This is a genomic window from Caulobacter hibisci (genome assembly GCF_016135805.1).
Lineage (GTDB): Bacteria > Pseudomonadota > Alphaproteobacteria > Caulobacterales > Caulobacteraceae > Caulobacter > Caulobacter hibisci.
This window is the reverse complement of the sequence record NZ_JADWOX010000011.1, coordinates 59,660-83,395: the sequence shown is the minus strand read 5'-3', so window position 1 is coordinate 83,395 and position 23,736 is coordinate 59,660. Positions and strand designations below refer to the sequence as shown.

General features: G+C 67.3%; 19 protein-coding genes and 2 pseudogenes. 6 read left to right on the top strand and 15 right to left on the bottom strand.

Going from position 1 to position 23,736, the window contains the following annotated elements:
* The first annotated feature begins 87 nt into the window (after positions 1 to 87).
* Positions 88 to 1,038, top strand: a pseudogene (locus I4Q42_RS15945) (oxygenase MpaB family protein).
* Positions 1,035 to 1,472 carry a DUF2147 domain-containing protein gene (locus I4Q42_RS15940; protein ID WP_198577072.1) on the top strand — a complete coding sequence of 146 codons (438 nt, stop codon included), beginning with the start codon at positions 1,035 to 1,037 and terminating at the stop codon, positions 1,470 to 1,472. Before I4Q42_RS15945 ends, I4Q42_RS15940 begins: the two are co-directional and overlap by 4 nt.
* Positions 1,473 to 1,547: 75 nt before the next feature.
* Here the strand turns inward: I4Q42_RS15940 and I4Q42_RS15935 are convergent, their stop codons facing one another.
* The 13 genes from I4Q42_RS15935 to I4Q42_RS15875 form a co-directional block, all read right to left on the bottom strand.
* The gene (locus I4Q42_RS15935) at positions 1,548 to 2,741 is read right to left on the bottom strand and encodes a TrbI/VirB10 family protein (RefSeq protein ID WP_198577071.1); all 1,194 of its coding nucleotides are present in this window, start codon (positions 2,739 to 2,741) and stop codon (positions 1,548 to 1,550) included.
* Complete coding sequence (gene trbG / locus I4Q42_RS15930; protein WP_232793193.1) at positions 2,738 to 3,604, bottom strand: P-type conjugative transfer protein TrbG; 867 nt, start codon at positions 3,602 to 3,604, stop codon at positions 2,738 to 2,740. The genes I4Q42_RS15935 and trbG overlap by 4 nt, the downstream gene beginning before the upstream one ends.
* Positions 3,601 to 4,284 (bottom strand): conjugal transfer protein TrbF, encoded by a 684-nt coding sequence (gene trbF, locus I4Q42_RS15925; protein WP_198577069.1) that lies wholly within the window; start codon positions 4,282 to 4,284, stop codon positions 3,601 to 3,603. The genes trbG and trbF overlap by 4 nt, the downstream gene beginning before the upstream one ends.
* A 1-nt stretch (position 4,285) precedes the next feature.
* The gene (trbL, locus tag I4Q42_RS15920) at positions 4,286 to 5,539 is read right to left on the bottom strand and encodes a P-type conjugative transfer protein TrbL (protein ID WP_198577068.1); all 1,254 of its coding nucleotides are present in this window, start codon (positions 5,537 to 5,539) and stop codon (positions 4,286 to 4,288) included.
* A gap of 2 nt (positions 5,540 to 5,541) precedes the next feature.
* Positions 5,542 to 5,817: a putative entry exclusion protein TrbK-alt gene (trbK-alt, locus tag I4Q42_RS15915; protein ID WP_198577067.1), complete on the bottom strand. Its 276-nt coding sequence runs from the start codon at positions 5,815 to 5,817 to the stop codon at positions 5,542 to 5,544.
* Positions 5,814 to 6,548 carry a P-type conjugative transfer protein TrbJ gene (gene trbJ / locus I4Q42_RS15910; RefSeq protein ID WP_198577066.1) on the bottom strand — a complete coding sequence of 245 codons (735 nt, stop codon included), beginning with the start codon at positions 6,546 to 6,548 and terminating at the stop codon, positions 5,814 to 5,816. Before trbJ ends, trbK-alt begins: the two co-directional genes overlap by 4 nt.
* The gene (gene trbE / locus I4Q42_RS15905) at positions 6,545 to 8,962 is read right to left on the bottom strand and encodes a conjugal transfer protein TrbE (protein WP_198577065.1); all 2,418 of its coding nucleotides are present in this window, start codon (positions 8,960 to 8,962) and stop codon (positions 6,545 to 6,547) included. The genes trbJ and trbE overlap by 4 nt, the downstream gene beginning before the upstream one ends.
* Before the next feature lie 3 nt (positions 8,963 to 8,965).
* Positions 8,966 to 9,232, bottom strand: a complete 267-nt coding sequence (locus I4Q42_RS15900) for a VirB3 family type IV secretion system protein (RefSeq protein ID WP_332873092.1) — start codon at positions 9,230 to 9,232, stop codon at positions 8,966 to 8,968.
* A complete protein-coding gene (locus tag I4Q42_RS15895) occupies positions 9,229 to 9,540 on the bottom strand; it encodes a TrbC/VirB2 family protein (RefSeq protein WP_198577156.1) in 312 nt (103 codons plus the stop codon). The genes I4Q42_RS15900 and I4Q42_RS15895 overlap by 4 nt, the downstream gene beginning before the upstream one ends.
* 50 nt (positions 9,541 to 9,590) lie before the next feature.
* Positions 9,591 to 10,508 (bottom strand): P-type conjugative transfer ATPase TrbB, encoded by a 918-nt coding sequence (gene trbB, locus I4Q42_RS15890; protein WP_198577155.1) that lies wholly within the window; start codon positions 10,506 to 10,508, stop codon positions 9,591 to 9,593.
* A gap of 312 nt (positions 10,509 to 10,820) precedes the next feature.
* On the bottom strand, positions 10,821 to 11,855 hold the full coding sequence (locus I4Q42_RS15885; protein WP_198577064.1) for an extracellular catalytic domain type 1 short-chain-length polyhydroxyalkanoate depolymerase: 1,035 nt from the start codon (positions 11,853 to 11,855) through the stop codon (positions 10,821 to 10,823).
* Positions 11,856 to 11,997: 142 nt separating this feature from the next.
* Entirely contained in the window at positions 11,998 to 12,411 is a 414-nt protein-coding gene (locus I4Q42_RS15880) for a CopG family transcriptional regulator (RefSeq protein WP_198577063.1), read from the bottom strand.
* A gap of 2 nt (positions 12,412 to 12,413) precedes the next feature.
* Positions 12,414 to 14,294 carry a conjugal transfer protein TraG gene (locus I4Q42_RS15875; protein ID WP_232793206.1) on the bottom strand — a complete coding sequence of 627 codons (1,881 nt, stop codon included), beginning with the start codon at positions 14,292 to 14,294 and terminating at the stop codon, positions 12,414 to 12,416.
* Between the two features lie 506 nt (positions 14,295 to 14,800).
* Here I4Q42_RS15875 and I4Q42_RS26635 point away from each other — a divergent pair.
* The 3 genes and pseudogenes from I4Q42_RS26635 to I4Q42_RS15865 form a co-directional block, all read left to right on the top strand.
* Positions 14,801 to 15,412, top strand: a pseudogene (locus tag I4Q42_RS26635) (RNA polymerase sigma factor); the annotation flags it as partial.
* Between the two features lie 61 nt (positions 15,413 to 15,473).
* Positions 15,474 to 16,517, top strand: a complete 1,044-nt coding sequence (locus I4Q42_RS26120; protein ID WP_332873091.1) for a FecR family protein — start codon at positions 15,474 to 15,476, stop codon at positions 16,515 to 16,517.
* Between the two features lie 97 nt (positions 16,518 to 16,614).
* The gene (locus I4Q42_RS15865; protein ID WP_198577060.1) at positions 16,615 to 18,885 is read left to right on the top strand and encodes a TonB-dependent receptor domain-containing protein; all 2,271 of its coding nucleotides are present in this window, start codon (positions 16,615 to 16,617) and stop codon (positions 18,883 to 18,885) included.
* Between the two features lie 178 nt (positions 18,886 to 19,063).
* On the opposite strand, the gene I4Q42_RS15860 is transcribed toward I4Q42_RS15865, so the two are convergent.
* Positions 19,064 to 20,131 carry a family 43 glycosylhydrolase gene (locus tag I4Q42_RS15860; RefSeq protein WP_198577059.1) on the bottom strand — a complete coding sequence of 356 codons (1,068 nt, stop codon included), beginning with the start codon at positions 20,129 to 20,131 and terminating at the stop codon, positions 19,064 to 19,066.
* Positions 20,132 to 20,403: 272 nt separating this feature from the next.
* Positions 20,404 to 21,312, bottom strand: coding sequence for a LysR family transcriptional regulator (locus tag I4Q42_RS15855; protein ID WP_198577058.1), 909 nt, complete (start codon positions 21,310 to 21,312; stop codon positions 20,404 to 20,406).
* Between the two features lie 134 nt (positions 21,313 to 21,446).
* Here I4Q42_RS15855 and I4Q42_RS15850 point away from each other — a divergent pair, with 134 nt between their 5' ends.
* Positions 21,447 to 23,735 carry a TonB-dependent receptor gene (locus I4Q42_RS15850; protein ID WP_198577057.1) on the top strand — a complete coding sequence of 763 codons (2,289 nt, stop codon included), beginning with the start codon at positions 21,447 to 21,449 and terminating at the stop codon, positions 23,733 to 23,735.
* Position 23,736 lies beyond the last annotated feature (1 nt).

The following is a 23,736-nucleotide window of genomic DNA, read 5'->3' as shown; positions in this document are numbered from 1 at the left end:
AATAGCAGACCAGCCGCGCTTGCCAAGGCGGCGCGCGTGCCTTACGCCTTCAATTATTATCACTTGATAGCTTTTCAGGAGGCCCGAATGGACGCCAGGAATGCGACCGGCGGAGAACCCGCCGACGTCACCGGCGGCATGACCCGCTATCTTGGTTGGCAGATCGACTTTGCCCACCCGCCGGGCGAGGCCGCGCTGGTCGATCCCCTTTCGGTTCAGTGGAGGATCTACAAGAACCCCGTGGCGCTTGGGGTAGGCGGCGTCGCGGCCGTCTTGCTGGAGTTCGCCGACGCCCGCGTGCGATCGGGCGTCTGGGACCATTCGACCTACAAGGCCGATCCGATCGGCCGCTCGCGGCGCACGGGCCTGGCGGCGATGGTGGGGACCTAAGGCCCTGCCAGCGCCGCGCGGCGCGTGATCCAGGGCGTGACCAACATGCACGCCAGGGTCGAAGGCAAGACGCCGTCCGGCGAAGCCTACCGCGCCCTGGATCCGGAGCTGCTGGATTGGGTGGCGGCGACGGCCGCCTACGGCTTCCTCACCGCCTATGACCGCTTCGTGGCCAAGGTCAGCCCGGAGGATCAGGCCCGGTTTTACGCCGAGGGCGAGCCGGTGCTGTCACTCTATGGCGTGAAAAAACCTCTGAAGTCGGATGCCGATTTCCTGGCCATGATGGAGAGCCTGGCTCCGCGGTTCGAGCCGCATCCGATCGTGGGGGAATTTCTGGCGATCATTCAGTCGGGCCGGGCCGCGCCGGGCCTGCCCAAGCGCCTGCACAACGCCATGGCGCGCGGCGCGGTGTCGATCCTGCCGCCCCTGGTCCGCGAGCGACTTCAGCTGGGCCGGGAATATGATCTGAAACCCCTCGATTACCTGTTGCTGAAGCTGGGCGGAGCCGCAGCCGAGCGCAGGCCGCAACTGAACTCGCCCCCCTGCCAAGCTAGCCTGCGCTTGGGGCTGCCCGCCGATTTCCTTTATCGCCGGCCCGCCGAGCAAAGGCGTCTGCTGGCCGAACGGGCGGCGACGGCGACGACGTGAAAGCTCTGGCCTTGGGTCTTGCCCTGCTGGCCCTTGCAGTCCTGGCCGGTGAGGCCGGGGCGGCGCCGGGACAGGGCGTCTGGCTGACCGCCGACCAGAGCGTGAAGATCGCCTTCGGGCCGTGCCCGCTCTATCGCGAGCGCCTGTGCGGCGCGGTCGCCTGGATGAAGTCGCCGCTCGACGCCGCCGGTTCGCCGCGCCGGGACCTGGGTAATCCCGATCCGGCTCTGCGGCAGCGGCCGCTCCAGGGCCTGACGCTGGTCTGGGACTTGAAACCGGCCGGCGACGGCCGCTGGACTGACGGGCGCCTCTACGATCCCCGTAGCGGTCGCACCGTCGAGGCCCGCGCCCGCCTGTCGGCCGATGGCGCGATGCGCATCGAAGGCTGCGTGGGGCCGATCTGTAAGGCGCAGCTATGGACGCGGACGAACTAGGTCGCCTAGGGATCCAAGCGCCTCGTGCGCTCGCCCCCGCCTTCCGACGGATACGGGCCTCATCGACGCCCGGACCTACGGTCGCGCAGGCTCGGCGTCGAAGACGATGTCGCGCGTCACCAGGATCGTCATCGGCAGCCCGGCGCGCAGCGTCAGGCTCGGCTGGACGTCGAGCTGCCGGCGAACGATCTGCTGGCCAGCCTGGTTGACGGTGTCTTGGACGCCGCCGGAAAGCGCCCGGGCGACGGCGTCCTCATTGTCGGTCGCAAGCTCCGCGCCCACGCCAAGCACGCTGGACAGCACCGCGGCCTTGGCGACGGAGCCCCAATGGTCGTCGACGCCATCCTTCAGCCCAGAGCGGCCCGCCGCATCCGCGCCGGCGAGGCGATCTAGCTGCAGGGTCCGACCATCCGGGAAGACGATGCGCTCCCAGGCCAGCAGCACCCGCTTCTGACCAAAGGCGATCTGCGTATCGTACGTCCCGAGCAGTTTCGACCCCTGGGGGATCAGCACGGTGCGGCCGGTCAGGCTGTCATAGACATGCCGGGTCACCTGAGCCGAAACCGGTCCGGGAAGATCGGAGCTGACCGCGCTCAAAAGGGCGGCGGTGATCACCGTGTGGGCTTGCAGGAGCAGGCGTCCCGCCGGCGCGACCGGCCGAAAGCTGCTGACCGTCGGGGCGGCCGCCCCCTGCCCGTCCAGGAACGCGCGCTTCGCCGTCTGGCCGGTCTGCGCCTGGGCCTGGGGAGCGGCGGCCGGCATGAGGGTGGCGGTCGGCGCCGACAACGGCGAGACGATCGGGAGTGAGACAGCTTCGGAAGCAGACGCACGCGCGGCCGCGCGCACGCCGGGAAGAAACACCGCGCTGGTGCGCGCCGCGTCCCTGACCTGGCGGCGCGCCTCGGCTTGAGCATCGACTGGCGCGGCCGGGACAGGCGCGGCGGCGCCAGCGGCCTGGCGCTCCTGCGCCGCCAGGATTGGACGTCCAAGATCTCCTGGCAGCGGCGGCCCGAGCTTGGGCACCTCGCTGTAGGTTTTCGGGGCTTCGCTCAGCGCCGCCAGCGGCGGCTTGGTCTCTGGCTCTTCGATCTTGTGCTCCACGGGCTTGGGCGCCCGGGTCTGCAGCGCAAGGACTAGGGCGCCGCCGATGACCGCCGCGCCGAGGCCGCCCAGCGCCATAACCATCGGCCGCGAGAGCCGGGCCACCCGAGGCGGCGGCGCCCGCAGGCTCACCACCTCCTCCACCGGATCCTGCCCTGGCTCGCTCATCGAGCGCCCCCGGCGCGCTCAATCCGAACCTTGCGCGCCTTGCGCTTGTCGCCCAGCCGCAGCTCCGCCCGGTCAAACAGGCGATCGACGATCATCCGCCGGCCGTCGACCCTGTAGTTGACCAGTTCGGCTTTGCCGGCCGCGTCCAGGAGAAAGAGCGGCGGCAGCTCGCCCGTCGACACCTGGGCCGAGAAGACGAGGTAAACCTTCTGCCCGTCGTCGAAGACCTGTTGCGGCCGCCAGCCCACCTTGTCGCCCGAGAGCCGGTAGTCGAAGTTCAGCGCGAGCGATGCCGTGACCGGCGCTGGCGCGGGTGGCGCTGTGGCGGCTTCGGGCGCGCCTGGCGTGGCGGCGGCTTTGGCCCGCTTGATCGCCAGGAGGCTGTCTTGCGGATAGCTCCAGCTCACCGAGGCCATGTAGGTGGTCGCGCTGGCCCGCAGCTCGACATAGTAGGTGCGGCGGCTGGTGTTGATCACCAGGTTGGTCGCCAGACCCGGCAGCGTCGGCTTGACCAGGATGTGGACCCGCCGCTCCTGGCCAGCGCCGCTTTCGGTGTCGCCGATCACCCAGCGCACGGTGTCGCCGGCGGCGATCGGGCCCGGACCGGCCAGCTCCTCGCCCGGCTCGAGCACGATGTCGGTCACCCGGCCCGGGGCGGCATAAACCTGATAGAGGCCGCCCTCGCTCCAGGCGAACTTCTGGATCGCGCCGGCGAAGGCGCCGCCCTGTGGCTCGATCCTGGCCGCGGCGTTGGCTCGCGCGACCGCGCCGGTCGCCGGTGGCGATCTGGTCGTTCCCGCCAGAGCTTGAGCGCTGGTCGCGACGATGGCGAGGACCGCCAATGACAGGGTCTTCGATCTCATCCGCCCATCTCCTTTTGCCAATCGATCGCGTCGACGAACACGCCGAGCGGGTTCTTGCGGAGCTGGTCGACGTTGTGCGTCGGCCGCTCGATAAGGGTGAGGGTCGCGGCCCATCGCGCGCTGTCCTGTTGCTGGCCGTTGACGAAGCGGGTCTCGTTCCAGGTCACCCGAAAACTGCTGGGCGAGGCCCGTAGGACGCTGCGCACCTCGACGGAGACCTGCTCCTTGCCGACCCGCGTGAAAGGATCATTGGCCTGGGCATAGGCGCTGAGCGTGCGCGCGCCCCGGACGCTGGTGAAGTCGTACGCCCGCAACCAGTTCTGCCGCACGATGATCGGATCCGACGACACCGAGCGGACCTCCTCAATGAACCGCTGCAGGCGAGCGGCGACCATCGGATCGGTGGGCTTGAAGTCCGCCTGGGCGGGCCCGACCGTGCGCGCCTCGCCAAAGCGATCGACCTCGACGATCCAGGGCACGACCTGACCGCGCGCGCCCTGCCAGACCAGAGCCCCCGCCAGCAGGACGATCACCGCGCCCTCCACCAGGGCCAGGGTCCAGGCCCGACGGCCAGTCACCGCCAGCCGGCCCATTCGCTCGTCCCAGGCCTGGCGCGCCCGCCGGTGGGGCGTATCGACCTCCGGGGTCGCGCCATAGCCGATGCCAGCTCGCTTGAACACGTCAGGACTCCTCCGAAAGATCGACTGCCGCGCCGCCGCCGCTCTGGCTCGACGAGGCCGCATGAGCCGCCGTCGATGCCCCGTGCGCGACCGTTTGGCCCTGGCGCATGCGGCGCGCCCAGTCCGGCGCGCCTTGCGACGGGGGCGCCGCGTCCCCACCGCTCTGCCCGCCGCCGGCATGCGCCTTTCGCGCGGCCTCAAACCGCTGGCCCAGGCCTTGGGCCATGCGGCGCAGCGGACTTGTTGCACCGCTCGCGGCGGCCTTGGCGACCCCGACCGCGCCGCCGCTCTGGGCGGCCCCCGTGGCCGCGCCTGCCAGACCCGCAGCGCCGCGGGCGGCTCCGGCCGCCAGGCCCGCCGCCCCGCCAACGGCCATTCCGGCGGCAGCCGCGCCGGCAGCCATCACCCCGCCCGCCGCGGCGGCCGTGCCAACAGCAGCGCCGGCCGACAGCTGCGGTCCGCCGGAGATGAGGCCGCTGGCGATGCCGGGCGCGAACAGGCCAAGCCCCAGCAGGCAGAGCGACGCCAGCACCACCGCCAAAGCCTCCTCGATGGTCGGCTGACCGGCGGCAAAGCCCGTCGTGAACTGCGAAAACAGCGTCGATCCGATGCCTGTCACGACCGCCAGGACCATGACCTTCACGCCAGAGGCCACGACGGAGCCGAGCACCCGCTCGGCCAGGAAGGCGGTCTTGCCAAACAGCCCCCAAGGCGCGAGCACAAAGCCGCAAAGCGTCGTCAGCTTGAACTCGATCAAGGTCACGAAGAGCTGCACCGAGAGCACGAAGAAGCTCAGGATCACGATCAGCCAGGCGATCAGCAGGACGGCGATCTGGATGAAGTTCTCGAAGAAGGCGACGTAGCCCATCAGCCCCGAAATGCTCTCCAGGAGCGGCCGACCCGCGTCGATGCCGGCCTGGGCGACACGGCCTGGCCTCATCAGATCGTCGATCGAGAAGCTCGCGCCGGTCGCCTTGACGCCAAGCCCCGCGAAGCTCTCGAAAATGATCCTGGCCAGGGTGTTCCAGTTGCCGATCAGGTAGGCGAAGGCGCCCACGAAGAGGGTCTTGCGGATCAGCCGGGCGATGACGTCCTCGCCCTCGCCCAAGCTCCAGAAGAGCGCCGCAAGGGTGACGTCGATGACGATCAGGCTGGTGGCGATGAACGCCACCTCGCCGCCGAGCAGCCCAAAGCCGGAGTCGATGTAGGCGGTGAAGACGCCCAGGAAGCGGTCGATGACGCCTGTGCCTTCCATGGTCAGCGCCCCTTTTCCGAAGGCAAACCGAGGAAGCGCCGCCGCTGCTGCTCCCATGCGCGCAGGCAATCGGGCTCCTCGGCGCCGTCCGCGCCGAGCGCCTGGCAGCGCGCCAACTCATTATGCCCAGCCTGCGAGGCCGGCCGAGACGGCGGGGCCGGCGTCGCCTTAGCCGGCGTGTCGCGGTGCGTCTGCATTGCCGCCACGATGATCACCATCCCAGCCAGGCCGACGGCGCCCAGGCGAAAGGCGGCCTTGCCGCTGAGGGTCAGGCTCACGGTTGGTTGAACATCTTGGCCGACCCCGGCTGGTAGCCTTGGCCGGGCGTCAGGAAGCGCTTTAGCTGCTCGCGAGCCTGGTCCTGGGCCGCGGCCTTCTGGGCGGCCTCCAGCGTCTGCGCGCGCTCGGACGCGGCCAGCAGAGCGGTCAGATCGGCCAGTTGCTGGACCTGCAGCGCGACCAGCTGATTGCCGGCCTGGGCCGCCTGGAGGGCCCCCACTGCCGACTGGCTGGCGGATACCAGCTGGCTGACCTGCTCACGCGAGCCGTCGAGATTGCCGACCACACCGGCCTGGACCTTCAGGGCGTCCTGGAACGCCTCGACGCTCTTGGTCCACCGCGTGCGCGCATCGGCGATCAGGTCCTGGTTGCTGGCGCTGGAGCTGGCGCCCGCATAGCGGGCCTGGAACAGCGCCTCGACATCGGCGACTTGGGCGGCCAGCCCCTTGGCCTGCAGGATCAGCGCCTGGGTCTTCTGCAGCTGCGACTGCAGCGATTGCAGCGCCGAATACGGCAGGGTGGTGAGGTTCCTGGCCTCGTTGATGAGCGATTGGGCCTGGTTCTGCAGCTGCGTGATCTGCTGATTGATCTGCTGCAGGGCGCGAGACGCGCTCAGCACGTTCTGCACGTAGTTGGACGGGTCGAAGACCGTCAGCTGGGCGAGCGCGGGCGTGGCGCACAGAGCCAGCGGCAGCGCCAGGAGGCGCCGACGCGCGATCATCGCGGTCATGACTGGATGTCCTTTTGAAGCTGGATCAAGAGATCGGCGGCCCAGTCCAGGCCCTTGAAGCGCAGCCAGGCTTCGGCGAACCCCTCCGCGCCGGCCCTGGCATGGATCGCGCTGACGGCGGCCTGATCGGCTTTCGAGGAGGCCGCGGTGAAGGCCAGCGCCACCTCGCCAAGGCCCAGTGCGAACAGCCGGTTTCCGTGCGGCGACTGGCAGTAGTAGTCGTGCTTGGGGACGGCGTGGGCGAGGATCTCGATCTGGCGCGCGTTCAATCCGAAGGCTGCGTAGATCTTGGCGATCTGCGGTTCGAGGGCTCGCGCGTTCGGGAGCAGGATGCGGGTCAGACAGCTTTCGATGATGGCCGCCGCGATCGCGCTTGCCTCGATGTCCGCGAGCGACTGGGTGACGAAGATGACGCTGGCGTTCTTCTTGCGCATCGTCTTCAGCCATTCGCGCAGCTGAGCGGCGAACAGCGGGTCATCCAGGGCCAGCCACCCCTCGTCGATGATGACCAGGGTCGGGCGACCGTCGAGCCGTCCCTCGATCCTATGGAAGAGGTAGGCGAGCACCGCGGCCGCCCCCATCGTGCCGACCAGCGCCTCGATCTCGAACACTTCGACCGACGCGGCCGCGAGCGTTTCGTGGTCGGCGTCCAGCAGTCGGCCGGCCGGACCGCCAAGGCAGTAGGGCGCCAGCGCAGCCTTCAGGGCGGCGTCCTGGATCAAAGCCGCCAGGCCGCTCAGTGTCCGCTGATCGACAGGCGCCTGCGCCAAGACCCCAAGCGCCGACCAAAGGCGCTCCTTGGCGGCGACCTCGAGCAGCGCTCCGTTGTGCGCCAGCAAGGCGGCCAGCCAATCGGCCGCCCAGGCCCGCTGGGTGGGATCGTCGATCCCAGCCAACGGTTGGAGCGAGGGCGCCCCCTCCCCGCCCAGAGGATGGAAGGCGCCGCCCATGGCCAGGGCCGAGGCCCGGATCGAGCCGCCGAAGTCGAAAGCGAAGATCTGAGATCGCTCGTAGCGACGGAACGACAGCGCCATCATCGCCAGGAGCACCGACTTGCCAGCGCCCGTCGGCCCGACCACCAAGGTATGACCCACATCGCCGACGTGGAGGGCCAGGCGGAAAGGCGTGGACCCGTCGGTGCGCGCTAGCAGCAACGGCGGCGCGGCGAAGTGAGCGTCCTCGTCCGGCCCCGCCCAGACTGCCGAGAGCGGCGCGATGTGGGCCAGGTTGCGCGTCGAGATCGGCGGCTGACGCACATTGGCGTAGACGTGACCGGGTAGGCTTCCAAGCCAGGCCTCCACGGCGTTGGCGCCCTCGGCGATGACCGTGAAATCGCGCCCCTGGATGACCTTCTCCACCTGGCGCAGCTTTTCGGCGGCGATCCTGGGATCGGGATCCCAGACCGCGACGCTCGCCGTCACCAGCGCCTGGCCAACCTCGTCGGCGCCGAGATCCTGCAGCGCCGCGTCGGCTTCGTCGGCCTTGTTGGCCGCGTCCGAGTCCACAAGGACCGAGGCCTCGTTGGTCATGACCTCCTTGAGCATGGCGGCCACGGACTTGCGCTTGGCGAACCACTGCCGGCGGATCCGCGACAGCAGCTTCACAGCGTCGGTCTTGTCGAGCATCAGCGCCCGGGTCGACCAGCGGTAGGGGAAGGCCAGGCTGTTCAGGTCGTCGAGGATTCCGGGAAACGTCACGGTCGGAAAGCCGACGACTGAGAGGATCCGTAGGTGCTGGCGACCGAGCTTGGGCTCAAGCCCGCCCACGAGGGGCTGGGTCGCAAGCAAGACGTCCAGGTGGATCGGCGTTTCGGGGACGCGCACGTCCTGGCGGCCGGTCGTCGCCGCGCCATGCAGGAACGACAAGGTCGCCGCGTCGTCGAGCCAGGCGGCCAGCGGCATGGGGCCTTCGACCAGCTGGAGCGCGCGATCGGTGCGGGCCACGAAGGCTTGGACCTGCTCCCAGGCGTCCACGCCGCGGGTCTGGCGACCTTCGATCATCCAGGCGCCGGCGCGCGCCTGGTCCTCGGCGGGCGGCTTCCAGAGGAAGGTCAGGAAGTAGCGGCTCTCGAAACTGGCGCCGCTCTCGGCGAACTGCTCGCGTCGCTCCAGCTCGACCAAGGCCGAAGCCGCGTCCGGAAACCGGCTTTGCGGATAGGCCGGGGCCGGATCGCGCCGTGCTTCGACAAAGAGCGCCCAGCCCGAACCCAGGCGACGCAGAGCGTTGTTGAGGCGCGCGGCCGTGGCGGTGAGTTCAGCGGGGGTGGCGCTGTCGAGATCGGGCCCGCGGATCTTGGCGGTGCGTTGAAGGCTACCGTCCTTGTTCAGCACCACCCCGTCGGCGACCAGGGCCGCCCAAGGCAGGAAGTCGGCGAGCTTGGCGCTCGTATCCCCGTAGGCCTTCAGCGACATCATCGCTCAGGTCCTGAAATAGGCGGGATAGCGCAGGTGACGGCGGCCCACCTCCACGAACATCGGATCGTGACGGGCCCCCCAGACCGCCAGGGCGTGGCCGACCAGCCAGATCGCCAGGCCCACGAGCCAGAGGCGAAGGCCAAGACCCAGCGCCGCCGCCAGGGTGGCGTTGGCGATGGCCACCGTACGCGGCGCCCCGCCCAGCAGCATCGGCTCGATCAACGCCCGCCGGACGGGCGCGAAATAGCCTTGGGGCAGCTCGCCGATCACAGGATCAGCGCCCCGCCGCCGAAGGAGAAGAAGCTCAGGAAGAAGCTGGAGGCGGCGAACGCGATCGACAGGCCAAAGACGATCTGGATCAGGCGGCGAAAGCCGCCCGAGGTTTCGCCGAAGGCCAGGGACAGGCCCGTGACGATGATGACGATCACCGCCACGATCTTGGCGACCGGACCTTCGATCGACTCCAGAATCGACTGGAGCGGCGCCTCCCACGGCATCGACGAGCCGGCCGCCTGCGCCGGCGCGGCATAGACCACGCCGGCGAGGGTGACCGCCGCGATCCCGAGGCGGTCGAGCATGGAGCCGGACAGGAGCCGCCGCTTGAGCGACGGCGCGGGACGACCCTGCGTCATTGGATGTCTCCGAGGTTGGAAAGGCGGTACTGGCCAGCGTCGAAGGCCTCGACGGCGGCGAGTTCGATGAGGCGGCGGTGAACGCCGCGTCCGCTCAGGACGGCGAGGATGTCGATCGTCTCGGCGATCAGTTCGCGCGGCGCCTCGAGCGCGGTTTCCTGGATCAGCTGCTCGAGACGGCGCAGCGCGCCCTGCGCGGAACCGGCGTGGATCGTGGCCACCCCGCCCGGGTGACCCGTGCCCCAGGCCTTGACCAGATCGAGGGCCTCGGGGCCGCGAACTTCGCCGATCACGATGCGGTCCGGTCGCAGACGCAGCGTGGAGCGCACCAGCTCGGTGAGGCTGGCCGCCCCTTCCTTGCTGCGCAACGCCACCGTGTTGGGCGCTGGGCACCGCAGCTCGACGGTGTCCTCGATCAGGACGACGCGTTCGGTGCTCTCTGCCAACTCGGCCAAGAGGGCGTTGGCGAGCGTGGTCTTGCCGCTCGAAGTCCCGCCGACGACCAGGATGTTGCGCCGCTCGGCGATGGCCGATCGCAAGATCAAGGCCTGGGCGTTGGTCATGACGCCCTGGGCGACATAGGCCTCGAGCCGGGGCGCCAGGAAGGCCGGCTTACGGATCGCGAAGGTCGGCGCGGCCACCACGGGCGGAAGCAGGCCTTCGAAGCGCTCCCCGCCCTCGGGCAGCTCGGCCGAGAGCCGCGGCTTGCCCGCATGGACTTCACGTCCAACGTGATGGGCCACCAGACGGATGACACGCTCGGCCTCATCGGCCGAGAGCCGCTCGCCGGTATCGACCAGCCCCTCGTCCAGACGATCCAGCCAAAGGCGACCGTCCGGATTGAGCATCACCTCCACCACGGTCTCAGCCTGAAGGCTGTCCCAGAAGTAGGCGCCCAGCGCGGTTCGCAGCATCTTCTGGCTGCGCTGGCGGCCCTCGCCGGCAATGGGATGGATGGACACGGATGGCGCCTCGATTGCCGCTGGGCGGCGTGGAGGCTGACTAAGGAAGACCCGCTGAGCGGTTGCGCAACAAGGGTTTCAGGCCGTTCGCAGGGCAGCGTGCAAAGACAGGCGCCAGCGTAAAGACGGCGGAGGCGCGCGGTTTTCCGCCTCTACGGCAATCCGTAGAAGCACAAGGACCGCCGCCAGGATGGAGGATTGTTGCGACCTGCCGCCCCTAAGCGGCGCCGGCCTTTGGGCGTCGACGCGCCAGGAAGAAGTTGGCTATCGCGCGCGATGCGTCCGGGCCGCCTGGGTCGGTGTAGGACCCGAAAGCCCGCCCGCCGGACCAGCCGTGTCCGCCGCCGTGCACCCTCCAATCCTCCAGGCGCACATCCCCGAAGCCATAGCTGTAGATCGAGCGGGTGAAGGCGCGACCGCCAGGCGCTTGGCCCTGCTCGGACCGACCGACCAACGGCGCCGTGCTCGATCTCTGGAGATGTTGCAGAAAGCCATCCGCGTTGCCGGGGTGCACGACCCTGTCCTGGTCGCCGTGGAAGACGATGGTGGGAAGCGGTCGAGTGGCTTTGCCGGCGCGGCTCGCGCAAGCCCGCTGCGCACTGCCGCCATCGCGCCGCGCAAGGTGCGAATATCCCCTCGGGCCACCCCTGAATGGACACCTACGGCGACATAGAGATCTGGATAGGCGGCCGCCGTGATCGCCGCGGCCGCGCCGCCGGCCGAGAGACCCGCGATGTAGACGCGATCGGGATTGGCCTTGCAAAGCGCGATGACGTGGCGCGTCAGGGCGGCGATCGCCTCGGGCTCGCCCGACCCGCGTTCCTGATCGCCGGCCCGGTGCCAATTCCAGCAGCGCCCGAGGTTGGATGAGGTCGACTGCTGTGGGTAAAGCACGAGGAAGCCGAGCTCGTCGGCGACGGCGTTCATGCCGCTGCCCGCCGCGAAATCGGCGGCCGACTGATTGCACCCATGCAGCATGACCACCAGCGGCAAGCGGCGGCGGGGAGAGCCGACGGGCGTGTAGAGCTTGTAGTCCAGGCCGCCGTGCGGGCCACTGAACCGCCCATCCGTGAAGCTGCCTGCGGGTGGGCGCTGGGGGCGTGCAGCGGCGCCGCGCGGCCGGGCGACCTTGGACTTCGGCTTGGTCTTGGGTTTCGGCTTGGTCGTCGATTTTGGCTTGGCGCGCTTGGGTTTCGGCGTCGACGCCACCATCAGTCGCTGCAGGGCGAACGCTGTCGCAAGCGGCCCTTTACGCGCGGCTCTGGACAGTTTGATCAGGCCGCGAAAGGGGCGCTTCACGCTTCGGCTCCGCAGCGACCACGCGCGCCCATGGGCTAACGCCTGCGAGGATCGCCGGATCCCGCAATGCAGCATGCCAGGTGAATGAGCCGCAGGATTTACGCCCCGGTGCGAGGTTGGCCTTGCCGGGCGCCGCCTCTGCCTACTCCTCCAGATCGGGCGCGGCCGCGGCCACATCCTGTGACAACGACTGGCCCTTGGAGAGGCGCCGACCAAGCGCGGCGAGGAAGTTCTCGTAGCGCTCCTTGCCCTTGGCCTGTTGGGAAGCAAGCGCAGCCTCGGGCAGCGCCAAGGTGTTGGCCAGCCAGAACCGCACGAAGAGGCCCAAGGCTTCATTGGCAATCAGAGACTGCTGCTCGATCCGATCGGCCTGGCGAGACAGGCGGTCGAGGCGTCGGCTCATGGCTGCTTCGAGTTGCTCGGCGCTGTCGGGCGACAGGAAGCTCTCCAGCGCCGCCTCCACCACCATGGCTTGGGAGACGCGCTTGCGAAGGGCGTATTCGGCAAGCCGCGCGGCCAGTTGGGGCGGCAAGCGGAAAGTGTGTTTCGTTCGCACGCTCAGAGCTCCACGCCGTCGTCGGGATCCATGGCCGCCTGGCGGGCCAGGTCGGCGATGCGATCATTGTCCTGGCGACGTCTTTCGATGGGGTCGTCGGTCTCATCGAACCCGAACTCATTGCGCACGGGGTCGAAGCGCTCGCCGATCAACACCGGGCTCTCGCGTTCCAGTCTTTGTTCTATCCGCGCCGGTTGGGCCGCGGCCTCCTGTTGGTCGCTGGATCCGGCTCGCGGCCAGAGCCCAGGACCGCCCTTGCCCCGCCAGGGCGATGGCGGCGCAAGGATGCGCCCCCGCAACCGCTCATCTTCGAAATACCGCGCCTTCAGCGCCAGGATCGGCGCTGCGCCGGCCAGCATCACCAGTTCCTCGTGAGGGGGGAGCTGCATGATCTCGCCCGGGGTCAGCAGGGGCCTTGGCGACTCGGCCTTGGAGACCATGAGGTGTCCAAGCCAAGGCGACAGGCGATGGCCGGCGTAGTTGCGCATGGCGCGGACTTCGGTCGCCGTGCCCAAGGCCTCCGACACCCGCTTGGCCGTCCGCTCGTCGTTGGTGGCGAAACAGACCCTGACGTGACAGTTGTCGAGGATGGCGTTGTTGGGCCCATAGGCCCGTTCGATCTGGTTGAGGGACTGAGTAATCAGGAAAGCCCGGACCCGATAGCCGGCCATGAAGGCCAGGGTGCTCTCCAGGAAGTCGAGCCTGCCCAGGACAGGAAGCTCGTCCAGCATCAGCAGCATCTCCTGACGGGCGTCGACGCCATCCAGGCTCTCGGTCAGGCGGCGAACGATCTGGTTGAGGATGAGGCGGATCAGCGGCTTGGTGCGACTGACGTCGGACGGCGGCACGACCAGGTAGAGCGAGCACGGCGGTCCCGAGACGAGATCTTCGATCCGCCAGTCGCAGCGGGACGTGACCTGCGCCACCACCGGGTCGCGATAGAGGCCAAGGAAGGTCATCGCGGTCGACAGTACGCCCGATCGCTCGTTGTCGCTTTTATTGAGCAGTTCGCGCGCCGCGCTGGCGACGACGGGGTGGACGCCGCCGTCGGCTAGGTGGGCGGTGCGCATCATCAGCGCCAAGGTCTGCTCGATCGTCCGTTCAGGATCGGACAGGAAGGTGGCCACGCCCGCCAGCGTCTTGTCGTTTTCCGCGTAGAGGACGTGCAAAATCGCGCCCACGAGCAGCGAGTGGCTGGTCTTCTCCCAATGGCTACGCTTGTCGAGCGACCCCTCCGGATCGACGAGGATGTCGGCGATGTTCTGCACGTCGCGGACCTCAAAGGCCCCACGGCGAACCTCCAGGAGCGGGTTGTAGGCCGAGCTTTCCAGGTTGGTCGGATCAAACAGCAAGCAGCGTCCGAGACGGGCGCGAAATCCCGCCGTCAGCGTCCAGTTCTCCCCCTTGATGTCGTGGACGATGACCGAGGCTGGCCAGGTCAGGAGGGTGGGAACCACAAGGCCCACGCCCTTGCCCGTTCGCGTTGGGGCAAAGCAGAGAACATGCTCGGGACCGTCGTGGCGAAGATACTCCTCGCCGTAGCGACCAAGAACGACCCCGCGGTCGTTGAGGAGACCCGCCTGCCGGACCTCAGCCGGCGTGGCCCATCTTGCTGAACCGAAGGTCTCGGCCACCGCCGTCTCACGCGCGGTCAACACCGACAACGCGATCGCGGCGACCGCAGACGCGAGCCCGCCTGACGCAGCAATTAAGGCGCCCCTGAGGAACACCGCCGGCGCATAGGCCTCGTAGACGAACCACCAGACGAAGAAGGCGACGGGCGGATAGATCGGAACGTCAAAGAGGTGGGTCCAGGGCTTGCCAAGTCCGGCCTGGTAGCCGAGGGCGGCCGCCGTCCACTGAGTTGCGCCCCAGACGCCCATGAGCACCAGGACGCCCGCGACGAGCACCGACGCCCACTGGATTCGAGCTGCGGGTATGAGCTTTTCACGCGCCACGCCGGCCAGGATGTCGGCCGATAGGTCCAGCGCGAGCGCCTTTTGCCCGTCAGCGAACACCCAGCGGCAAAGACAGGCGCTGGCGTGGCGCAGCGGCTTTGACCGCATCTTGGCGGCGGCCTAAGGTCGCCGTCGCTTGGCCGGGGATCCTGGCGGAATGTCCAAGCGCTCGCGCCAAAGCCGCTAGGGGTCCTCGCACGACTTTTCCAACTCCCCGACCAGGCTCCGGCCCACCAAGGTGAGAGCCGGGTGTCAAGGCGGCGCCGCGGCGCCGATCGCGCCGGCGCGGTTTGCCTCGCTTGCCCGCATAGCGTCGCGGCCATCGCGTCCCTTCTGCAAAGGTCACACCTAACGGCTCCGGTGGCGGTCTCGCGAGGTTTCGTGCGCTCGGTAGGGCCCGTGATGTCTCGACCGCAAATCGGTCAGGCCGGATGATCAAATTGGCCAGAGCGATTGACGCCACATCAAGGCTCCGCGATTGTCCCCGCAATGATGGACGGGCCGGGCTTGAGGCTGACTGGACCGCGGCCCGCGACGCTCGCGGCGGACATGAGGCCGAGGAGACGATGAGTTCACCAGCGCTCTCGCGGAACCCCGAGGTCCTGCAGAAGCTGGACACGCGGTTCCGCCGCCCCTTGATGAGTTTCTTTTTACGGCGCGTATTCAATCGCGCCGAAGCCGAAGACCTGACCCAGCAGGTCTTCGTCAAGCTCGTCGGATCAAGCGAGGTGGACCGCCTCGAGAACGCCGACCGCTTTGTGTTTACGGTCGCCGCCAACCTGCTGCGAGACCGCGCCAAGAACGTGGCGCGCCGTCACGAAGCCCAAAGCGTCAGCATCGATCCGCACCTTGTCGCCGAAATTTCACGCCAGGCTCAGGAGGAAATCTCGCCCGAGCGCGTCCTGCTAGGGAGGGAAGCGCTCGCCGACGTCTTCCGGTCGATTGACGAGCTAGGCGAGAAAACCAAGGCCATCTTCGTTTTGCACCGCCTGGAAAACATGAAGCATCGCGAGATCGCCGAGCTGCTGGGCATCGGCGTCAGCACGGTTGAAAGCATGTCATCCGGGCCACTCTGCATCTGGCGCGCAAATACGGACCTGTGTCGTGATCGATCGACCCGAGCAATCGGACCTGGAGCGCCTGACGGCCGCAGCGGCCTGGCGGGTCGCGCTGGACGAGGCCGATCAGGAATCGAGCATCGGCTTCGAGGCCTGGTTGGCCGAAGACGTTCGCAATCTTCGGGCCTGGACCCAGGTCCAGGCGCCGTTGGAGCACATCGCGTCCCACGCGACAGCCGCCGAGACGATGGCCGCGCGCGAGGCCGCGCTTCAGTTCGCACGACGATCGCACAAGCCGGCACGGCCTTGGCGGTCCAGCCGCGGCCTGACTGCAGCGATCATCGTCGTCGCCGTCATCACCGCCGCCGGGGTTGCTGGTTGGACCGTTGGACGACCGGCCACCTATGAGACCGCTTTGGGCGAGCGTCGTGTCCTTACGCTGGCCGACGGTTCGCGCGTCGCCCTCGACTCCGACACCCGCCTGGAAGTGCGGCTCAAGCGCCATGCCCGGAACTTGGAATTGGTGCGCGGCCAGGCGCGCTTTGACGTCGCCCACGTCAGCGCCCGGCCGTTTTCCGTGCGAGCGCGCGACCAAGTGGTCGTGGCGACGGGCACGAATTTCAATGTCGACCTTCTTGGCCCCAAGGTCTTGGTCACCCTGATCGAGGGGCGGGTGACCATCCTGAAAAACGCGCCAGCCTCCAAACTGCCGTTCAATCCCCGCCCCCCGCCGATCGTTATCGCCAAGCTCACCGCCGGCCAGCAGCTGGCGGCGGTCGCAGAAGCGCCCGGCGCGGCCGCAGCGCCAGCACCCGCAGCGGCCCATATCGAGCCTGCCAGCGTCGATCGCGCCGTGGCCTGGGAAACCGGTCAGCTCGTCTTCGCCGACGAACCCCTCGGCGCGGTCGCCCAGCGGGTGGGTCGTTATAGTCCCGAGCCGATCTTCGTTGAGGGACCTTCGGCGGACCTGCGCCTGTCGGGCGTCTTCAACGCCGGGGATGTCGAGACCTTCATCGACGCCGTCCAACGCACCCTGCCCGTTCGCGCCACCAGGACGCCGGCGGGTATCGTTCTGAGATCGAGCCGGTAGAAATTTGCGAAATCCTCGGAGGGATTTCGGACGAGCCTCGTCCTGCTCTTGTGAAGGCCGCGATCAGTCGGCCTCGACCAAGGAGGGGAACGCCCAGATGCACTCACTACGTGGACTCTATCGCACCACCGCGCTCGCGGCCGCGATCGCCATCTCGCTCGGCGCGAACACCGCGCTGGCCCAGACGCGCAGCTACGCCTTCGACATTCCCGCCGAACCGCTGTCGCAGGCCCTCCGCGACTACGGCCGCGCGACCCAGCAACAGTTGCTCTTCACCGAGGACCTGACGGCCGGTAAGACCGCCTCGGCGGTGAAAGGCGATCTTTCTGCCGAAGCCGCCCTGCAGCGGCTGCTCGCTGGCACGGGCTTGGTAAGCGTTCGCACCGAACGTGGCGCGATCCTGCTGCAACGCGCGCCCACGGCCGCCCCCCAGTCCGTGGCGGCGGCCGCAAACGCTGAAGCTGAGGCGCTCAGCGAAATCGTCGTCACCTCGCAAAAGCGCGCCGAGAACGTGCAGGACGTTCCCCTCGCCATCAGCGTCGTCTCGGGCGCTCAGCTGGAGCGCGCATCGGTCCGCGAGTTCGGCGACCTGGTGAAGGTCACGCCCTCGCTGGGTATCCGTCAGTCCGACCAGCCCTCGGCGGCGTCCATCTCGATCCGGGGCATCGGGTCCTTCGCCTTCACCCTGGCGGCCGAGCCGTCCGTGGCCGTGCAGATCGACGAGGTGCCGGTGGCATTCCAGGCCCGCGCCTTCACCGATCTGGCCGACATAGAGCGGGTCGAAGTGCTCCGCGGTCCGCAAAGCACCCTCTACGGCAAGAACGCCTCGGCCGGCCTGATCAACATCGTAACCCGCGACCCAACCGCCGAGCTCACGGGCCGCGCAGCGGTTACGGTGACGAGCGATGAGGAATACCGTCTTGGCCTCACCCTGTCGGGGCCGCTGTCGGACACCCTTCGCTTCCGCCTCAACGGCTCCTACAGCGACTTCGACGGCAACGTGAAGAATGTCGTCAACGGCGACACGCTGAACGGCTCGACCAACACCACGCTGCGCGGCAAGCTGGTGTGGCGCCCCACCGACAAGGTGTCGGCGAACCTGACCCTGAACTACGCCAAGACCGACGCCGACCCCGCCTTCACCTATCTGCGCCTGTCTCCCAACGCCCGCCTGCGGGGCAACGCCACCCAAACCCCGGCCGTCGTCATGCCCGGGATCACGCCTGGACCCGACAACCTTCAGACCGCGCTCAACGAGACGCCGTACGCGCGTAGCGAGGCGTTCGGCCAATCCCTGCGCGTGGCGTGGGAACTGCCCAGCGAGCACTCGCTGGTTTCGGTCACCTCCAACGATCACTTCGTGACCGGTGACAAGCTGGACTCCGACCGCACAGCCTCGACGCTGATCTCCAACACCGGCGTGGGCAAGTCGCGCGCCAACATGCTGACCCAGGAAGTGCGCCTGCTGTCGCCGTCCGGCGGGCCGGTGACCTACACCGTCGGCCTCTACTACGGCAGCAGCACCATCAAGCGCGCCTACAAGCGCGGCCCGGTCTTTTCGCTCGCCGATTGGAAGGCTGCGGCCGGCTCTCAGCAGATGGCCGCGTTCGGCCAGCTGGACTGGCGCGTGCTCCCGCGCACGACGGCCACCCTGGGCGCGCGCGCCCAACGTGAGGACATCGACTACTGGTTCGCCGACCTTCGGGCGGCCGCGGCATGGTCGGGCGGCGCCAAGGATGACGTCGTGACCTATCGCCTTGGCCTCAAGCATGAATTCACCGACGATCTGATGGCTTTCGGCTCGGTGTCCACCGGTCACAAGGGTCAGGTCTACGACCTGTCCACCGGCTTCAACCAGGCTCGGGCGGACGCCGGGCCCGTGGCGCCGGAAAAGTCGCTGTCCTTCGAGGCGGGCCTTCGCTCGCAGCTGCTGGACAGGCGACTGACCCTCAACGCAACCGTCTTCCATGTCGACTATGACAACCTGCAATCCCAGGGAGGCCGTGGGCGACGCCGAGCAGCAGGCCCTGATCAAGGCCGGCAAGTTCGAGGGCGAGGGCGGCGAGCTGGTGCGGGGCGACACCGTCCTGGCCGGCGCCGAGCCCGGCCGCTGGCTGCGGCTGGCCTTGCGGTTCCAAGGTCCGCGCATCACCGGCCTGGTCGACGACGCCCCGGTGCTGACCGCCGAGAACACGCTCTACCCCGCCGGCATGGCGGGCCTCCTGGCCGGCGCCGAGAAGACCCGCCTGTCCACGCCCTGGTTCGACGACCTGACCGTGACGGCGGTTGGCGCTGCGACGCCCCGCCCGACGAGCGCGGCGCCGCGCTGGACGCCGATCTACCAAGCCCGTCCGACGCGCGCGGTTGACCACGGTTAGCGCTCGCCAGAGGCCGGGGAGCTAACGGGATCACCAAGCCACATAGTCCGATTTTCCAGTCGGGTGACCGGCAGTCGCTTCAGCTGGTCAGGACCTCGCCAATAGGGCCTCGTCGACGCCAATGTAATCGCAGGACGTCGACGACGGCCCCAGACAGCTCTCAAGGGATTACCAGGGCTTGGACCGGGCGACCGAAATGCCTCGAACCTGTTTGGAGCCTGTTCCACTCACCGCGCAATAGAAGTGGTAAAGCGCGCCATCGTGATAGATGACCGATGGCTTATGAGCATAGAGATCATCGACCGCCCCCTTGGGGCCGACATTTATCAGCACTTCGGATGACTTTGTGAATTTGCCCGGGGACTTCCCGACCGCCAACAACTCGACGGCCTTCTTCGTTTCGGTCGAAAGACCAAAGTAGAACATCACCCAACGATCACCGTGTTTGTAGACGACAGGATCGCTCGCAAATTGGGTATCCGGAGCACCTGGCGCGCCATTGCGGATCAACGGGTTGGACGTATGCCGTGTCCAGGTCTTCAGATCCTTTGAGGTCGCAAGCCCGGTTTGCTCGCGCCATGGCCAGCCGGGCGTGACCTCCTTGGCGTTGTAGTAGAGATGATACGTGTCGCCCACCTTGATCAAGTAGGGCTTGTATAGGCCGCCACGTTCCCAGGAGGCGCCATCCTGCGGATAAAGGATAGGGGCCGTGCGCTCCCAATGGACGAGGTCATCGCTCCAGGCCAGGCCGATCACCGCGGGACCTTCCTCATATCCTGGCGAAGGATAGGCGTGCCAGGCGCCCAGATAGCGTCCGTTCACCTTTACGAGCCGCCCTGGCGAGAAGAGATCGTTCTCACGCAGGATAGTGGCCATGTTGACGTTGAAACTGGTGATGGGGTCACCCGGCTGGCGCGCCAGGATCAGTCGCCGCTTACTCCAGGAGACGAGGTCTTGGCTCTCGGCGATACCGGTCTGATAGCCTGTGCCGTCCCAGCCGGAATAGACGAGGTAGAAGCGATCATTGGCCGAGAAAACGAACGGGCAATCGACCAGCTTCTCGTCGAAAGCGCCAGCCTCGTTCGTCGGACCTAGAACCAACCGTCCATATTTGTAGGGCGTTCGATACAGCGCGTTCTGATCCCTGGCCGCGCCAGCGAGCGCCGGAGATGCAAGGCCTGCGATCGTCAGAGCTCCCCCGCCTGCCAGCAAGGAACGGCGCTGCAACTGCTTCATTGTCCAGGACCTCTCCAGGGAAGACCGCGCATTTGGTCATACCACTTTTCCAGATTCTCCTCATATTGGACAGGACACCTTCCCCCAAGCCAAGCTTTTCAGGACCGTACTCCCTAAAAATTGGCAGGGCGCACCCTGGTCGCGACCAGCCCTCCGAAAGACCTCTCAAGGCCGCGCCGTGCAGAATCTCTTCTCGGCCTAGCCGTACGGAACTTGCTTTTATGGCCGGACAAGCACGCCCTTTGCGAGCGTCGTGAGCTGTCGATCGCCCCTCAGACCGAGGGCTCGTCCTCATGTTGCATGGCCGCGTCTAGCTCTTGGAGAAACGCCGACGCCGCGACCGAAAGTGCCCTTCCCGATTGCACAACCAAAGACAGCACCGACAACGGAATCTTGGGATGCGAAAACGGCACGTAGACGAACTCTCCCGCGCGCAATTCGGAGAGGATGTTGAGGCGGGTGAGTACGCCAACGCCTATGCCGCTGCGCACCATCGCCTTGACCAAGGTGATGCTGTTGGCGGTCGCGTTATGCCGCAACGGCTCGCCCATGGCCGCCTGCCAGCAGCCCTCCAAGATCGGACGAATTGATATCGAGTCGTCCGGGGCCACGACGCCCCACTCGTCACAGTCAGCGAAGCTGACCTCATCCTTGTCCGCCAGAGGATGGCCAGCGGGAACCACCGCACCGATCTGGTAGATCAAAGAGCGCTCGGCTCTGAGGGCGTGGGTCTTTGGGGGATTGAACGTCAGGCCAAGATCGAACTCCCCGCTAAGGACCAGATCGTCCACGGCCTGGGACCCGCAGACCTGCATTCGGTACTGGATACCGGGGTAGCGTGCGCGGAACGCGCAGAGCGCGTCGGTGATGAAGTCCACCGCGCCTTCCACCAGCGCCAATGAGACCTCTCCGCGGTAGAGCCCCTGCAGGTCCTTGATCTGCGATTGGACACGTCCAAAGTCGCGCCTCCAGCGCCGCACCGCTTCGACCAGCATCTCGCCGGCCGCGGTCATCCGCAGGCCTTGCGGCAAGCGCTCGAAAAGCGGAGCGCCGATGCGCTCTTCGAGTTGGAGGATCTGCCGATCCACGGCTGAAGGCGCGATATGGAGCCGTTCGGCCGCCTTGCGGACCGAGCCGCGCCTGGCGACTTCGTCAAAGTAGATCGCCGCCCTGTCGAACATGGAGACCTCATCACCGTTCTAATTTCTAGAACACCATGGTCGTTTTTTAGCGCTGGAATGCACCACTCGTCCACCTTAGCTTAAAGGGGTCCGAGCCAAGGGGAGCCCGGACAGCCAAGCCGGGGGAGCCGCTTGTGGGGCAGACAATCTTCTCGAAGTCGTCGTGGTTGGCGGGGGCGTCGATCCTTTCCCTGGCCACGTCCGCTCAGGCGTTCGCCGCCGAGACGGCGAGCGCAGCAACGCCGGACCCCGAGCCCTCTAACGTCGTCACCGAGATCGTGGTCACCGGCGAAAAGCGCGAAGTGACACTGCAGAAGGCCGCGCTCGCCATCTCTGTGCTCAGCCCCGAAAAACTGGCGGCCGCGAACGTCCAGCAACTGAGCGACCTCAACGGCTATGTGCCTGGCCTGACCGTCGCCAAGAGTGGCGGCTATGTGCGGGTGGTCTCGATCCGGGGCGTTGGCTACGAGGCCTCGGACAATCTCAGCGCCGTTCCGGGAACCTCCTTCCACGTCGACGGCGTCTATGTGGTTAGCCCCTACGCGCTCACGACGGACTTCCTGGATATCGCGCGTCTCGAAGTGCTGCGCGGCCCGCAGGGCACGGTCTTCGGCCAGAGCGCCACCGGCGGCGTCCTCAATTCGATCACCACCAAGCCCAACAGCGACACCGTCTCGGGCTTCGGAGAATTGAGCCTGGGCGACTATAATCTGGTCAAGGCCAGCGGCGCGGTGAACCTGCCGATCAGCCAGACGCTGTCGGCGCGCATCAGCGCTTCTAGCTACACCCATGACGGCTTCGCCACCCAGACGGGGCTTGCCGACTACGACCTCGACGACGCCAACCACAACTCCGCCCGGGTGGCGCTGCGCTGGGAGCCTAACGCCCAGTTCTCCGCGCAACTGTCGGCGCAAATCTTCCGTGCCGACGAACATGGCGCGGCTCAGAAGAACCTCGACGACCCCGATACGGACCCGCGCAGGATCTCCCAGGACTATCCCAACAGGTACGAGCTCGACTTCTTCCTCACCTATCTCGATCTGCAATACGACTTCGGTGACGTGGCCCTGAAGTCGCTGACCTCGTACCAGCGCACGCGCAATCACAACCAGGTCGATACGGATCGCCTGAACTACGCCGCCTACGGCCTCTACGATCACATGCCGTACTGGGACAACAGCGTCGACGCCTACAGCCAGGAGTTCAACCTATCCTCGCAGGGCGAGCGGCGTCTCGACTACATCGTCGGGGCCTACGCCCTCTACCAGAAGCTTGGCCAGGACATCCTCGAGTTTGTCGGCAGCGACGCCAACCCGACCTACAGCCTCAGCCTGCCGCTAACCTTCGCCAACTATCCCTATAATCTCGACTACGCTCTGAACTCGCGCCAGCAGCGCTACAGTTACGCCGCCTTCGCGCAAGGCACGTTCCACGTCACCGAAGCCCTGCGTGCGACGCTTGGCCTGCGCTACAACTACGATCGCTTCACGAGCGTCAACGAAACGCTATTCAACATCTTCTCGCCGGCGTCCCACCAGAAGACCGACGCCAAGGCCCTGACCGGCAAGGCCGAGCTCGACTACGATCTGACCCCGCGCAGCATGCTGTATGCGAGCGTCTCGCGGGGGTACAAACCCGGCGGCGTCAGCAACAACAGCGCCCCAGCCCTGGTGCCGCTGACCTTCGAGCCCGAATTCGTCTGGGCCTATGAGCTCGGCGCCAAGAACCGCTTCCTCGACAATCGCCTCACCCTCAACGCCGCGGCCTTCTACTACGACTACAAGAACCTGCAGTATCAGGAGGAAGATCCGGTTCCCTACCAGGGCGGGGTGGCCAACATCCCGGAGTCGCACATCTGGGGGGCGGAAGCCGAGCTGAACTGGCGGCTGTCCTCGTCGCTGCACCTGGCCGCGAACGCGACGACCCTCGACGGCGAGATGGTCGGCGACTACTTCGCACTGGACCCTTCGCGCGCCCATGACGCCACCCTGGCCGCCGCCGCGCTCGGCTACGGGCCGTTCGACGCCTACACGATCGGCCTTCGCGCCCAGCAGGTGCGCAACACCAACGGCAACAAGCCTCCCAAGCTGCCCAAGGCGCAAGGCGCGATAACGCTGACCCATACGGCCGACGTCGGTCCTGGCCAACTGCGGTCGTGGGCGGAGGCGCTCTATCGCGGCGGGTTCCAGTACCGGATCTTCAACGACGGCGCCCGAGACCGCGTCCCTGGCTACACCGCCGTCAACATCGGCGCGGAATACGCCCTGACCGATCGGCCCGTCACCCTGCGCCTGTCGGTGACCAACCTCCTCGACAAGGCCGGCGTCAATTCCCGCTACACCAACCCGTTCGGCCGCTTCACCACCAGCCAGGAGTACATCGCCCCTCGCCAAGTGATCGCGACGGTCAGGTACGAGTTCTAGC